Origin of the sequence: Pauljensenia sp. 27098_8_83, from assembly GCF_041432695.1 — a bacterium.
In the GTDB taxonomy this organism is placed as follows: Bacteria; Actinomycetota; Actinomycetes; order Actinomycetales; family Actinomycetaceae; genus Pauljensenia.
The window spans coordinates 17,489-32,156 of record NZ_JAPWAD010000008.1 but is presented as its reverse complement, the minus strand read 5'-3'; the positions used below and the strand labels follow the sequence as shown (position 1 = coordinate 32,156).

At 64.2% G+C, this 14,668-nt stretch carries 12 protein-coding genes; 10 read left to right on the top strand and 2 right to left on the bottom strand.

All coding sequences use genetic code 11. From position 1 onward, the window contains the following. Positions 1 to 63: 63 nt before the first annotated feature. Together O3656_RS04605 and O3656_RS04600 are read left to right on the top strand one after the other, a co-directional pair. Entirely contained in the window at positions 64 to 1,485 is a 1,422-nt protein-coding gene (locus tag O3656_RS04605; RefSeq protein ID WP_500062833.1) for a hypothetical protein, read from the top strand. Further along, positions 1,485 to 2,936, top strand: coding sequence for an RDD family protein (locus tag O3656_RS04600; RefSeq protein ID WP_500062832.1), 1,452 nt, complete (start codon positions 1,485 to 1,487; stop codon positions 2,934 to 2,936). The genes O3656_RS04605 and O3656_RS04600 overlap by 1 nt, the downstream gene beginning before the upstream one ends. 533 nt (positions 2,937 to 3,469) lie before the next feature. Here O3656_RS04600 and O3656_RS04595 read toward each other — a convergent pair. Then, positions 3,470 to 3,751, bottom strand: a complete 282-nt coding sequence (locus O3656_RS04595; protein WP_500062831.1) for a WXG100 family type VII secretion target — start codon at positions 3,749 to 3,751, stop codon at positions 3,470 to 3,472. A 26-nt stretch (positions 3,752 to 3,777) separates the two neighbouring features. Beyond that, on the bottom strand, positions 3,778 to 4,083 hold the full coding sequence (locus O3656_RS04590; RefSeq protein ID WP_500062830.1) for a WXG100 family type VII secretion target: 306 nt from the start codon (positions 4,081 to 4,083) through the stop codon (positions 3,778 to 3,780). 195 nt (positions 4,084 to 4,278) lie between these two features. Between O3656_RS04590 and O3656_RS04585 the strand changes: the two genes are divergently transcribed. The 8 genes from O3656_RS04585 (at position 4,279) to O3656_RS04550 (ending at position 14,600) form a co-directional block, all read left to right on the top strand. Continuing rightward, positions 4,279 to 5,640 carry an EsaB/YukD family protein gene (locus O3656_RS04585; RefSeq protein ID WP_500062829.1) on the top strand — a complete coding sequence of 454 codons (1,362 nt, stop codon included), beginning with the start codon at positions 4,279 to 4,281 and terminating at the stop codon, positions 5,638 to 5,640. Positions 5,641 to 5,643: 3 nt separating this feature from the next. Continuing rightward, positions 5,644 to 7,095: a type VII secretion protein EccB gene (gene eccB / locus O3656_RS04580; RefSeq protein ID WP_500062828.1), complete on the top strand. Its 1,452-nt coding sequence runs from the start codon at positions 5,644 to 5,646 to the stop codon at positions 7,093 to 7,095. Then, positions 7,092 to 8,516 (top strand): S8 family serine peptidase, encoded by a 1,425-nt coding sequence (locus O3656_RS04575; protein WP_500062827.1) that lies wholly within the window; start codon positions 7,092 to 7,094, stop codon positions 8,514 to 8,516. The genes eccB and O3656_RS04575 overlap by 4 nt, the downstream gene beginning before the upstream one ends. 128 nt (positions 8,517 to 8,644) lie before the next feature. Then, complete coding sequence (locus tag O3656_RS04570; RefSeq protein WP_500062826.1) at positions 8,645 to 9,844, top strand: S8 family peptidase; 1,200 nt, start codon at positions 8,645 to 8,647, stop codon at positions 9,842 to 9,844. A 45-nt stretch (positions 9,845 to 9,889) separates the two neighbouring features. Beyond that, positions 9,890 to 11,098, top strand: coding sequence for a S8 family peptidase (locus O3656_RS04565; protein ID WP_500062825.1), 1,209 nt, complete (start codon positions 9,890 to 9,892; stop codon positions 11,096 to 11,098). A gap of 135 nt (positions 11,099 to 11,233) precedes the next feature. Then, positions 11,234 to 11,629 (top strand): YbaB/EbfC family nucleoid-associated protein, encoded by a 396-nt coding sequence (locus O3656_RS04560; protein ID WP_500062824.1) that lies wholly within the window; start codon positions 11,234 to 11,236, stop codon positions 11,627 to 11,629. Beyond that, positions 11,626 to 13,227, top strand: a complete 1,602-nt coding sequence (locus O3656_RS04555) for a hemophore-related protein (protein WP_500062823.1) — start codon at positions 11,626 to 11,628, stop codon at positions 13,225 to 13,227. Before O3656_RS04560 ends, O3656_RS04555 begins: the two co-directional genes overlap by 4 nt. Beyond that, a complete protein-coding gene (locus O3656_RS04550; protein WP_500062822.1) occupies positions 13,224 to 14,600 on the top strand; it encodes a hypothetical protein in 1,377 nt (458 codons plus the stop codon). Before O3656_RS04555 ends, O3656_RS04550 begins: the two co-directional genes overlap by 4 nt. Positions 14,601 to 14,668: the final 68 nt, after the last annotated feature.

Here is a 14,668-nt window from a genome sequence, read left to right as displayed (position 1 = left end):
AACCGACGGTTAGCCTCGGTGCATTACACTGGGCACTGTTGTTTCCCGAAGATCGGAGGTTTCATGAGCGCCACCATGGTGTCCGTGACCGTTATCGACTCCGATGGGGCCTCCGACTTCGCTGCTCCCACAGGGACCACGGTCGCAGGTTTGTGCGCCATGCTGGCCATCGACCTCACCTTGCCGTCCGTGCGTATCTCCTACGCCGACGGGCGTCCCCTCGACGGTGCTGCGGTCCTCGGCCGCGACCTGCCCGCCGGGTCGACGATCGCCCTGTCCAGCCGGGTCCTGTCCGCCCGCCAGCTCAACGAGGCCTCGGAGCGCTACGAGAATCAGTGGCTCTCCCCCACCCTCGCCCTGGTCGGCCTATGCTTCCTCCTCATTGGCGCGGTCTCCTCACTGTGCCTGCTGCCCATGATGGGCGACGCGGCGCTCAGTGGGCTCGCCCACAGGGAGGACGGACCCGCCTGGGCGCTCGCGGCCTCGTCGATCCCCACGTGGGCGCGCGGAGTATGCGCCCTGGTGTGCTGCGCGGTTGCGATCATTCCGCTGTTTGCCTCGCGCAGGCTGCGCTCGATGTCCCTCCTGCTCCTCCTGATGCCGGCGCTCGCGGGTTACAGCGCCATCGGCTTCGTGTCGATGGCGGGTATCCATGCCCTCTCGCTCGCGCCCGTTGTCGGGGTGTGGGTGGCCCTCGTCGTGTCCCTGGCGGTGCTCTCGCTGACGAACACGCCCACGGCGCTCAGTGCCATGATGGCGTGGCTCGGGGCGACCGTCCTCGTGACGATTGGCGCCTACCCGTTCTTCCACCTGATTAACATTGCGCCGCTCGCGTTGGCCCTGGGTGTGTTCCTGTTCCTCATGGCCCCGCGCTTCGCGTTGCGCGTGCCCGACAGTCAGCTGATCGATGCGGCGGCGGTGCAAACGATTGCCTCGCGTATCCGCCAGCCTATGATGGTCCCTCCCACGCCGGTGACCGGTGGGCGCATGAAGACGGCGATCGGACACACCGATGCCCGCTACACGCTGCTGCTGACCGCCTCGACGTTGTTCACCCTCGCGGGTGGTATCCCCCTCGCTCGCACGGTGATGCCAACGGTGGCCATGGGCCGAGGCATCGGCGGTTTCGTGATCGTCATCGCGGCCGTGGTGACCCTGTTAACGGCGCCGAGGGGTGCCCGCACGCCGATGGGGAGGGTCCTGCCGCGCATTGGTGCCGCCGGCATCGGGTGTGCCTTCCTCTTTGGCACCTGGGTGAAGTCCTGGGCGGTCGGCGCGCAGATCTATCCCGTCCTGCCCGTGTGCGTCCTCGTCCTGACGGGCATCGCGCTGGTGGCCTGGATGACGCTGTATGAGCCCAAGGGACATGCCGCACTGATCGGCACGATCCTCGACTTCGTGCAGTCGTTCTGTATTTTTGCACTTCTCCCCGCGGCGATTTTCTCCTCGGGTCTCTTCGAGTTTGCTTGGAGGGCGATCCTGTAATGGGTGATACCACGAAGACTCCTTTCGCCCGCGCGACCGCTTCGCGGCTTGTCGGCGCGTACGTCATCGATCTGCTGGTCCTCGGGGCGCTGGTGGGGGTGACGTGGTTCGTCTATTTCACGCCGGTGACGGTCGGTCTGATCATCGCCGAGGCCTTGGTTGCCTCCGGCGTCATGCTGGGGGTGTCGGGGCGGACCCCGGGTATGGCCCTCATGCGCGTGTGCCTCATTCGAGACGAGGATGACGCCCAGACTCCTTCGCTGGGAGCGGCCATGGGCTACACGGCCTTGAGTGCGCTGCTTCAGGTGACGGTTGTGGGTCTGCTGGCCTCGTACGCGATGGTCCATGATGGGCGCACGTGGCTCAATGGGCCCACGCATACGCGTTTCGTCGACCTGCGCAAACATGCGGCCCTCGCTGCGGGTCCCGGACAGGCGGTGGATCATCCCCGCCCCGGCCAGGCACCCAGCGGCTTCGAAGGCGTGCAGGTAGGTGCAGGTCAGTGGGATGCGCCGAGTGCCCCGCTGACTCCCGTTCCTTCGTCCGTGCCCGACTACTCGGCTCCCGGTCAGCGAGCGAACGATCCCTACAGTGCGCCAGTGGCGCCGAGCGCGCCCGCGGTTCCGGCTGCGCCCGCTGCCGCGCAGGTTCCGGCGGTGCCGCTCCCGTCCGCGCCGAGCGTGCCCGCGGTTCCGGCTGCGCCCGCTGCTGCGCCGCTCCCGTCCGCGCCCGCCGCTCACGAGCCCACGCAGTTCGACGCGCTCCTCGCACCACCTCAGGGCGCGCCCGAGGCTCATCGTCCGGCACCCCAGCGGCCCACGCCCGCACAGGTGCCAGCCCAGCAGCCCCCGGCGGTGCCTGCGCCCTCCGCGTCGCCCGCGCCCTCCGCGTCGCCCGCGCCCCAGGACGGCTGGGGTGGGCCCACGCGCCAGGAACCCGCTCAGCCCCCGTTCTCTGCTCCGGTGCAGTACCAGGCCCCGGCCTCGGGCGTGCCTGGACCGCCGCCGAGTCGTCGCGACGTGCAGGCTGCCCAGCGCGCGGCCGCCCCCCAGGGGCAGTGGGGAGGTGCCGGCCAGTCCCAGTGGGGTGCGCCTGCGACGCCGCCGCGCGCGCAGCTCCTGTGGCTCATTTTCGACTCGGGCCAGCGTGAGCTTATCGACATGCCGCTGACCCTGGGGCGGGCACCTGCAGCCGCCGAAGGGTCGCGCGCTGTCGTCGTTCCCGATACGACGGTGTCCCTGTCGCGCACGCACATGCGCGTGGGTCCCACAGCAAGTGGGGCGTGGATTGAGGACTCGTTCTCCGCGAACGGCACGCAGATCCGTACCCCCGACGGGCGTATCACCGCGTTGACCGGCGGTCAGGCCGTTGAGGTCCCTGCGGGCACCGAGATCCTCATGGGGGAACGTCGCGCCACGATCGTCCACGCTGACGCGGATTCTGTTCGCTGACTCGAATGACGCGTCCCGGTCTCAGTCCCGGCTCTGGCCCCGTGCCCTGTACGCGGCTCTGACCCCTGGTCCTGCACGCGGCTCTGACCCTGCGCCCTGCACGCTGCTCTGACCCCGTGCCCTGCACACGGCTCTGACCCCTGGTCCTGCACGCGGCTCTGACCCCGGGCGTGAGTGTCTGAGTTTGTTCAGTCGGATGCGTCCCGCCGCTGTCCCCTTCGAAGGAGGGGGCGGTTTTCTGCTGCCCGGCACATAGCCAATTCAACCGGACGGAAAATTACGCTGGGCGCGAGCGACGTTGATCCAGTGGTCGAGCATTCGCGCAGTGCACGCACCGAACACCGGATGTGAGTAAACGCGGGCCCGGCAAGACGGGCGCACGAGAAACAGCGCGCATGACACAGCGCGCACGAGAAATAGCGCGCATGACACAGCGCGCACGAGAAATAGCGCGCATGACACAGCGCGCATGGAAAAGGGGAGGGCCGCCCCACATGGAACGGCCCTCCCCAGAGCGCTAGGCGCTCATGCTCTCAGAAGCGGGCAGCGTTGGACTGGTCCGTCGTCTGGTAGTTGGAGCGAGCGGCGTCGACAGCGCTGGAGGTACGGTTCAGAACGTCCTTCAGGCCCTCAAGGCCCTGGTTCCAACGACGCTGAGCATCGTCGTAGGCTTCCTGGGTCTGACCCTCCCACGAGGAACGCAGCTGGTTCAGCGTCTGCTCGAGGTCGTCGAGGCAGTTCTGCAGGTTATTGGCACCGGTTGTGATGTCAGCGGCGGCGGCGTCAAGCGCGGCGTAGTTTACCTGGAAATCCATGTCAGTCTCCTAATCTACCTAATCTCTCACAGTCCGCCGAGCAGGTTGGAGAACGAGTTCTCGGTCTCCGACTCGTTGGCTTCCATCGACGAATCAGTGGCGCGCAGGTTATCCGCGAGGTCCTGAAGGGCCTGGTTAACCTTTGCGGCGTTTTCCTGCCACTGAGCCATCAGCATCGTGAACTGTGCCGACGCGGCACCCTGCCAAGAGCTGCCGATGGTCGACAGGTCGCCCTCGAGGCGCTTGAGGTGGCTGTCGATGTCGGCCTTGGTGGACTCAACTGCCGAGAAGCCCTGCTTCAGGGCGCCTTCTGCGGCCCTCTGGTCTGCCATGTGAACCTCCATTTGTATGAGTGGACTCTCCCGCGGGGATGCGTGAGAGCATGGGGACGTATGAATACTAACCATGTTTTCATGATTATTTTTGATGTTACGGAAAAATCATGACAAAAGCTGACCGAGAATCTAGACTTACAGGGTTGTGTCGTGTAGTTAGAATCCCCATCACGCGGCAAACGGGAGGACCATATGGCAACGAAAACATCTCGAGGAGTGGCGCTGATTCCGCTCACGATTACCTATGGCGTTGATCGCAGTGACGTGACGATTCCGCAGTCGATCCCTCTCGTGGAGCTGTTGCCTGGAATGGTTGAAACCGTTGGTGCTTTCACTGATCAGCCGACAAATGATGGCTTCTCGGTGAGGACCGCGTCAGGTCGTCTGCTGGACCAGTCGAAGTCGCTGTCCGCCCAGGGTGTGCGTGCGGGAGCCGCCCTCACGCTCGAGCCTCTTGGTGAAGGCGCTGCCGACATGGTCTACGACGACCTCACTGAAGCGGTGGGTCAAATCATCGAACGAGTGTCCACTCCTTGGACACGTGATGATGCTCATATTCTTGCTGCGCTGTCTGCCGCTGCCCTCATTTTCGTTGCCGCCCTCCTCCTGGCGACCACGCCCCCGGATGCCCTCGCATCCTTGGACCCCCAGCGCATCACGCTGCTCAACCGTGTCTATGGCGTCATCGGCATCATCGCCGCCCTCCTCGTCACCGGCACGTCGGCTGTCGTCACGCGTCAGAGCCCCCGGCCCAGCGGCATCGCGCTGGCGCACACAGTGCCCCTTCTGACCTGCGCATCCGCGCTTCGTCTCACGCAGAGTCAGTGGGACACCGCCGGGTGGATCTGGATCGGTGTCGGCCTCCTTGTTGGCTCGCTCGCGATCCTCACACTGCCCAAGCGTTACCGCATCTCGATCGTGGCACCCCTCGTCCTCGGTACCGTGATAGCGACGACGGGTCTCCTGGTCTCTCTCGGTTCCCTCTCACAGGTCGGCGTCTCCGCTGCCCTCTTCGCTTTCATTGTCGTCCTTCTCCAGATCGCGCCGTGGATTGCCCTGGCACACATTCCCGTGCGCATCCTCGACGCGAACACGACCGAGCAGATTCCCGCCCAAACGATCACCGACCAGGTCGGCACTTCCTTCGTCTTCGTCGTCGCCTTGCGCGCGGGCGGGGCGTTGGCAGCGATTTTCCTCGCGGTCTCGTTGATGAGCGCGCCCGGCACCCGTTCAGTGCTCCTCCCGTTGATCCTCGTCTTCCTCGGATCGATCTCCCTGATCCTCCAAACCCGCTCGATTCGCTCGCGCGTGGAGGTCCTCCTCGGTGTTCTCACGGGTCTGGTGACGATCCTGATCACCGCGAGCCTCGCCACCCGCGCGGAACCAACGATGCTGGCATGGGTGGCCCTCACAGCGATTGCGGCGGCCCTCGTGCTCGTCATCACGAACGTCGTCGGGCCTCGTGCGCGTCCGCACCTGACGCGACTCGCCGACACTATCTCGGTGCTGTCACTGTTTGCCCTGATTCCCCTGGCCGTCTACATGTGGGGCTGAGCTATGCCGACCAGTAAAGATATCCTCGAAGCCCAACGCTTCAACCGAAACCGCCTGATCACCGCCTTTACGTCGGGTACCCCTGGCGGTCGCGAGGTCGACACTCCCTCCCCGGTGCGTCCTCTCATCGTCGGCGCCGTCGTCGCCATCATTGTGTGTGTCATCGGCATCGCCCTGCGGAGCTTCGCGGCCAAACCAGACCTGACGGACGCTAACTACAAGCTGGTCGACGTCAAGGACACGGGCGCGCGCTACCTGTCAGTGAACGGCGTGCTACACCCGATCAGCAACGTGACGACCGCGAAGCTCCTCGCGGGAGACTCCGGCCTGACGATCGTCAGCGCCAGTGCCTCGTCCCTTAAGGACACTCCACGCGGCGCCCAGATCGGCCTGCCCGGCGTCCCAGACGACGTGCCTGCATCCGCAGACCTGGCCTCGACGTGGCTCTCCTGCGACCTGCCGACCAGTTACCACACGTGGATCGCCCAGGACCTGCCGGCGGATAACTTCCCGCTGCAGCCCGCCACCGCGGCCCTCGTGCAGGCGGTGGGCAGCGAGGACAAGTACTTCATCGATGCGAAGACCCACAAGAAGTACCTTATTGACGCCTCCGTGAGCCGCCTGGGCGACTGGGTCCTGTCCTTCCAGAACAGGACGGCGTACCCGATCATCGTCGAACCCGAGTGGCTCGACCTCTTCCCCTCCGGCACTCGTCTGAAGCCGTGGAGCTACAGCGACATCCCCAACGCTGGCGAGCCTGCGAGGAATCTGCCGGGCCCACTCAAGAATGAGAACCTGACGATCGGCACGGTCGTCGAGCAGATCAATTCCAATGGCGAGGTCCTCAACTCCTATCTGGTCATCAACGACTCCGATTTGGCTGTCTTCAATTCGACTGCGGCCAAGCTCTACCAGGACGCACCGAAGGTCGAGCAGTATCCGACGGAAATGTTCAAGGACGTCGCGCCCGTGCAGGCCGACTTCATCGGCGAGGACTGGCCCGCCGTCGATGACTTCGCGAACCCGGAGTGGAAGGATGACAAGCTTGACGCGGCCAGCCGCACCGTCCTGTGCACCAAGATGGACACGAAGGACAAGACTGTTCCGCAATTTGGCCTGTACACAATGAAGGAACAACGTGCTATCCAGGCCTCCTACGACGCCGAATCGGTCTCTGCGACGGGTGGTCCGACGACGTCGCGCACGGTCACGGTGGCCGGCGGTTCCGGGGTCGTCGCGGCGCTGACGGCGGGCGGTGGCGATGCTGGTGCCTACGTTTTCATTTCGGATATGGGGTACCGACATTCGCTTGGCGATGCTCCCGCCATCTCGCTCAAGGCCCTCGGGTGGACATCGGATGACGTTGCGATGATCCCGCAGGCGTGGGGCAATATCGTTCCCCCCGGATCGGAGTTGACGCCTCAGGCGGCTGCTACCTCAGCGGGGCTGTCGTGAGCCGCATACGTGCCAGATCTCGGGCGCTGGGCCGAGGCCTCGTCGGGGCATCCCTGATCGCCGGCCTGACGCTCGCCGCCCTCGTCGCCCCCCTCACCCCGTCGGACGAGGCCGGGGCTGGGGGCGCGTTTGGCCCGGCCCCCGCGCACGCGGACCCGGTGCCGACGCCGAGTGTGCGTCCCACCCCGACTGCATCTCCCTCCCCGACGCCGACCGCCCCGGCCGACTCGGGGGACGGGAAATGTTCCGAGAACTCGCCGTCGTACATTAAGAACCAGCCCGACATCTTCGATGCCGTGGGCGTGCGGCGCGCGTGGGAGATCTCCCGCGGCAAGGGCGTGACTGTCGCCATCGTCGACTCGGGTGTGGCCGCAGGCAATGAACACTTTCAGTCCTCCGACGGCCCCGTGGTTCTGCCCGGCGTGGATCTGAGTGGCGAAAATACCGACGGGCGCGTCGACGTGGGCGAGCATGGGACAGCAATCGCCGGCGCGATTGCTGCCCGCGAACTGCCCGAGTCAAAGAACTCTGGCCTCATCGGCGTCGCCCCCGAGGCGACGATTCTTCCCGTCCGCGTGGACACTGGCCTCGAGCAGGGTACGTCGACGAAGGAAGGCGAAGAGACCTTCATGTCCAAGGTCGGCCGAGGCATCCAGTGGGCTGCCGACCATGGCGCGCAAATCATCGTCGTCGCCCAGTCGGCGGCCGAGGGCGACGCGAACCTCGAAGCGGCGATCCAATCCGTGCGCGGCCGTGCCCTCGTCGTGGCCTCGACCGGCAACGTGTATCAGGGCCAGGACCAAAACAAGGTCGTGTATCCGGCCGCCTACGAGAGCGTCCTCGGCGTGACGGCCTCGAACGCCGACGGGTCAGCCTCCGACCAGCAGGTGCACGGTTCGCACGTCGGGATCGCTGTTCCAGCCGGCGTCATCCTCACGACATGGTTCAACCAGGCCGACTGCCTCGTCGGCGGATACGAGGGCGACCAGCCGCTGCCCTCCTCCTCCTATGCGACCGCCTACGCCGCAGGTTTCGCGGCGCTCGTCGCGTCGGCCTACCCGGACGAGGGACCCGAGATGTGGAAGTACCGCCTGGAGGTGACAGCCGTACGTGGCACCGCCGACCAACGCACCGATGGGCTCGGGTGGGGGATCGTCGCCCCCTTTGACGCGCTGACCTTCACCGACATCGGCACGAGATACGGGCCAGCGCACCCCAACGCGGCTCAGCACCCCGCCCCCGCTCGCCCCGCCGTCGCCTCGCCAAACCTGACGCAACGGGACAACAACCTGACGGTCCGCGCCTACATCGTCTCCGCGATCGCCGTGCTCGGTGTCGCCATGATCGCCGGCCTCGTGATCCTGTCGCACCTGCGCGGCAGGCCAGCGGTCGTCGAAGAGCCAGACGAAGACCTGTCGTGAGGCGAGGCGCCGCAGGGGCTGGCGTCGTAGCTCTGGTCACTGCGCCGTCGCGTCTCGCGCGCCCTGCCGTCCGCTGACACGGCGCAGGTCGCCCCCACCCACCCGATTCACCGAGAGGAACGACAATAATGAGGCCATTGGTTAATCGTTTCCAACGCCTGCGCGCCCTGTGCGTGACGGTGTCGGCCTGCCTTCTCGCGGTGGGCACGCTGGTGGCTCCTGCACCGGCCGCGCACGCAGATTCTCACAAGGTACAGGCATCCGACGAGGCCTACTATTCCCGCTATTCACTGGCTGACCTGCACGCACGCGGGTATCGCGGAGACGGCGTCATCATTGCGGTCATTGATAGTCATATCGACGCCTCAATCCCCGAACTTCAGGGTGCAGATATCGTGGACAAGACCCCCTGTGAGGTCACCAATGAAGCGGAGTCTGACGATCACGCGACCGAAGTCGCCCAGATCCTGGTTGCGCCCGACTTCGGGGTCGCTCCAGGCGCGACGATCTACAACTACGCGTACGCGGACGATTGGGGGGACGTGGATTCAGACTGTGCTCTCGGCTCCAATTCGGCTGCCCTCGCGCGCAAGCCGAGCCTGATTGAGCAGGCGCTCAACGACGGCGTGAACATCATCGTTATCACATCCTCCTACAATGAGGCCGACGAGGAATCGCTGCGGTGGGCGGTTTCCCGCGCGGTAGCGGCAGGCGTTCCGGTCGTCGTATCAATGGGTAACCACGGCGAGTACAACGCATCCGATACCATGGGCCCCTTCGCCGGTGTGATTGGTTCCGCTGCGCTCGCAACCGACGGAACATTCGCGGACTACTCGAACTGGGGCGACGGAGTCTCCATCGCCGCCGTCGGGCAGTTCTACGCGCGTGAGGCCAGCACCAATCAGCTGAAGACGGTCGAAGGAACCTCGTTTGCGACGCCGCTGATTGCAGGCGTCCTGGCCCTGGCATGGGACGGCTTCGATGGTGACGTGCCATCGGGGCAGATTCTGCAGGCACTGGCTGCCACCGCTCGCGGCTCGGGTGGTCGGTGGAACGATCGGACCGGTTTCGGGGAGATCGACCCGGTGGCCTTCCTCGCCTCTGACCCGACTCAGTACCCGGACGAGAACCCCTTTGAAGACAAGGGTGACGATCCCGTGCTGACTTCCGACGACATCGACGATTATGTCGATGGCCTCGTGGATCCCGAAGACATTTACAACGATAACGAGTACGTCTATCGAGGAATCGACGAACGGGTAGTGGATTCTGGCGCCTACGGCTTCCCAGCCCATCTGGGCACGAGCCCGCGCTACCACAATCAGTAACGAGCCTCGACTTGCCCGAGTGCCCAAGCGAAAGGAACAGACACAATGATGCGATCGATTGGTCGGTCCCGAGGCCTGCGTGCCCTCTCCGTTCTGGCCTCGGCATGCGCCTTGGCCCTGACGGCCGTGCTCTCGCCCGTCGCCCCCGTTGCTCCCGCCCGAGCGGAGGACCACAAAATTACAGCTGCCGACGAGGCCTATTTTTCGCGCTATTCTCTGGCGTCTTTGCACGCACAGGGATACACGGGAGAGGGCGTGATCATCGCCGTCATCGATGGGTATATCGACACCTCGATTCCTGAGCTACAGGGGGCTGATATCCAAGACAAGACCCCGTGCACCGTTAATACAGATCAGGACTCTAACGATCATGCGACGTATATCGCTCAGTTTCTGGTCGCTCCCGACTTTGGTGTCGCCCCCGGGGCGACGATTTATAGCTACGCACAGGCAGGTGTTACGCGAGAAGCAGGGTCGGACTGCTCCCTCGGGAGTAATCCCCATGCTCTGGCGGATCAACCGAGCCTCATCGAACAGGCGCTGAATGACGGCGCAAACATTATCTCTATCTCCACGACGTTTTCCCGCAGCGATACAGAGTCGTTGCGCTGGGCGGTGGCCCGCGCCGTCGTTCAAGGGGTGCCTATCGTCGTATCGATGGGGAATGACGGAGAACGCAATCCGGATGACATTCTCGGCCCGTGGGGTGGTGTCATTGGTGCTGGCGCGCTCGAGACGGATGGGCGATACGCGGACTACTCGAACTGGGGTGATGGTGTGTCCCTCGTCGCTGTCGGCGAGGGGGTCGCGCGGAGGGCCAGCACGAATAGTATCTACACGGTCGCGGGAACGTCGTTTTCCGCGCCTCTGATCGCCGGTGTTCTCGCGCTGGCGTGGGCAGGTTTTGGCAGCGACATAACGGCAGATCAGATCCTGCAGGCGCTCGCCGCCACGGCCAGTGGGTCTGGTGGACAGTGGAATGAACGCACCGGTTACGGTGAGGTTGATCCGGTGGCTTTCCTCGCTTCTGACCCCACACAGTATCGTGACGCAAATCCCTTCGAAGACAAGGGCGGTAATCCCGTTGTCACCTTCGATGACTTTGAGGACTATGCAGACGGGGTTGCTGATCCGCGTTTTATCTACAACGACGATGAGTACGTCTACCGGGGCGTCGACGAAGGTGTGTTGAACTCGGATGCCTACGGATACCCGGCTCATCTGGGGACGAGCCTGCGCTATCACGCAGATTAGTGGACGCGAGGGGCTCTCAGCCAATATGCTTCAATACTGAACGTATAGACGGCATCTGGCGAGGCCGGAATCTCTGAACTGTCTCGTCAGATGAAGAGGTGTACGTACACCGTGGAACTCAGTTAGGATAACCGTATGGTAGATGTGATGGGGCGTACCCCCGAAGAAGTAAAACAGACCCTCCGAGCTCAGATGGCTGCCGCCGAAAAGCGTGCTACCGATGCCCGCGACCTCGTTGAACTCCTCAAGAGCGCGAAGGCGACCGGCTTCGACTCCCGCCATGAGGTTGAGGTGGAGGTCGATCCGAACGGTCGGCTCGTCCGACTGTCCATCGATGACGACGCGCTCGAAGGCAGCGGTCGCGACGTTGAAGAAGCGATCATGGAGGCGTACGCCGACGCCGGGCGCAACATGCGTGACTACGTGCGTACGCAGACGACCATGCGCTTCGGCGAGGACGGCGGTTCCCTCAAGGAGTACCTCAATAGCGTCGATTCGACGCTCGGTTCGTTGGGTGCTGGTCAGCGATGAGCGGGGTGGATCTCGGCGTCAATACGGAAACAATCCGTAGCCACGCGTCCACGGTCAGCGACAACGCATCGATGCTCGACCAGAATGTGGGCGTCGCTAACTCGACGCACGGTCAGGTCAGCGGCAATGCATTCGGCCTCATTTGTTCCTTCTTCGCTCCTCCCGTCAATTCGCAGATCGAGAATCTGACCAAGATGATCACCGACTGCGCCGGTGCCGAGAAGCGTCTCGTCAACTGCCTCCTTCAATGGGCTCAGGAGATGGACGACCTTGAGAAGAAAATCAAGGACGAGATTCAGAAGGCTCATGAGGGGCAGGAGAACCCGCAGCCGCAGCCTCAGCCCGGTCCTTCTCCGACGCCGTCGCCCGGCGGTGGCGGTGGTTCCAGCAGCGGCGGCGGTGGTTCCAACGGCGGTGGTGGCGGTTCCAACGGCGGTGGTGGCGGTTCCAACGGCGGTGGTGGCGGCTCCAGCAGCGGTGGTGGCGGTGATTCCAGCGGCGGTGGTGGCGATTCCAGCGGCGGCGGCGATGGCTCCGGAGACGATAAGCCCTCCACCCCGGTTCCTCCGACCCCTGGCACGCATAGCTCCGGCGGCTCTGACGGTTCCGGTGGCTCTGACGGTTCCGGTCACGATGGTTCCGGTCACGATGGTTCCGGTCACGATGGTTCGGGCCACGATGGTTCCGGTCACGACGGTTCCGATCACGATGGTTCGGGCCACGATGGCAAGGACGGTTCTGACGGCCACGATGGCAAGGATGGGACCGGTCACGACGGCCAAGACGGTTCGAACGGCCACGATGGCAAGGACGGTTCCGACGGCAAGGATGGTTCCGGTCACGACGGCAAGGACGGTTCCGGTCACGACGGTCACGACGGCAAGGACGGTTCCGGTCACGACGGTCACGACGGCAAGGACGGTTCCGGTCACGACGGTCACGACGGCAAGGACGGTTCCGACGGCCACGATGGTTCCGATGGCAAGCACGGGGATCACAGTGCCCCCGGTAATGACTTCGACAGCCTGCTCGGCGGCCATGACAAGATCACCTCGAGCGACGATGACCTTCGTGCCTTCCTCGAGAAGCAACGCGACGACGAAAACACCGACCTGTCGCAGTTCTACGAGCGCCAGAAGCAAGACCAGAGCGAGGCTCTCGCACGCTACGCGGAGGCACACCCGGGTACGGATGTCTCCCAGATGAAGACCCTCATCGAGTCCAACCAGCAACAGCAGCAGGACGCGATGACGGACTTCCTGTCGCGTCAGCGCACAGACGAGGAAACGCAGATCCGCCAGTACGTCCAGGAACACCCGCAGGCGACATCCAGGGATTTCGATACCTTCATGTCGCAGCAGCGCAACGATCAGCAGGCCAGCTACCGCAGCTTCGTTGAGCAGCAGGAGAAGGCCCAGTCCGCCCGTATCGAGGAGTTCTCCAAGGCCAACCCCGATACGAATACGGACGATGTGCGTTCACTGTTCGAGCGACAGGATAATCGTGGCGATAAGGACATCGAAACATTCCTCTACCGTCAGCGTCAGGATGAGGAGCGGACGCTGCGTCGCTTCCTGTTCGAAGGAGTTAAGAAGTGAGTCCCGAAGCCCCCGAATACACTCGGAGTATCGACTACACCACCCCGACAGAGGGCCTGGCCGTCTTCGACACTCTCTACAATGCTGCCCAGGATCTGCGCTCGGGCGATGTCACCAACCTCGTTGATTCCGCGCAGGGACTCGTTGAGGAGGTCGGCAATCTGGTGCTGGATCCTGTCGGTGGCATCGCTGGCTCGGTCGTCGAATGGATCTTGCAGCACGTGGATCCGCTCAAATCCTGGGTCAACCAGCTGACCGGCGACTCCGGGCAGGTGTACGGCATGAGCGCCAGCTGGGAGTCCATTTCCAGCTCCCTCGCGTCCATTGCCGAAGAGCTGGAGAGTGCAGCTTCAAGTGACTTTGCCGATATGCATGGCGAAGCCGTGGGCGCCTACCAGGAGCGTCAAGCCGTCGTCTACAGCGCGATCAACGGCGTGTCCGAGGCGTCGGGTGCTTTCGGCGAAGCACTGTCCAAGGTCGCGGACTCTGTCGACAATATCCACGACTCGGTCGTGAGCGCTATCGCGGATATCGTTGTCACGTGTTTCGAGGTCGCCGCGGAAGAGATCTGCACGCTCGGCCTCGCGACGCCCGCGGCGGCGGCCCAGGTGACTAGCAAGACCTCGAAGTGGGTCAATCGTATTGAACCTGTCCTCGAGGTCCTCATGAGCGCCCTCCAGGCGATCGAGGCCATCTACGCCGTCATGACCTCGGCTGGTAGTGACCTGACTCGGGGCGTCGAGCACATCGGCGAGCAGTGCCAGGCGCCCGGCGGCGGTTGCTGCGGCGAAGGCGGCTCGACGAGCGGCACCGCCGGTAGCGATGGCAGTGCCGGTGGCGGTAGCACGGCTAACGGTGGCACCTCCGGTAGCACCTCTGTTGGCGGAGACAACAGCGGCACAGTTGTTGGCGGTGACAACAATGGCACCATCTACAACGGTGACGTCGACAATAGCGAAGACCGTCACATTGAGGTTAACCCCAGCATCGAGCCCCATATTGACTGGGGCGGCGGTAAATCCGACCATGATGGTTCTCACGACGATGGTGGCCACAAGGGTGGCCACGACAAGGGTGGCAACGACAAGGGTGGCCACAAGGGTGGCAACGACAAGGGTGGCCACAAGGGTGGCAACGACAAGGGTGGCCACAAGGGTGGCAACGACAAGGGTGGCCACAAGGGTGGCAACGACAAGGGTGGCAACGACAAGGGTGGCCACGACAAGGGTGGCCACAAGGGTGGCAACGACAAGGGTGGCCACAAGGGTGGCAACGACAAGGGTGGCCACGGCAAGGGTGGCCACAACAATGGTGGCCACGGCGGCGGACGTCACCCACGCCCGCATAGGTCGCGTCACGGTCGCGGTCACTGACCGTGCGTCTGGGGTGCCCAGTCACCCCGGAGGTGCCGCGCACGTGAGACGACCGGCACGGACCCCCG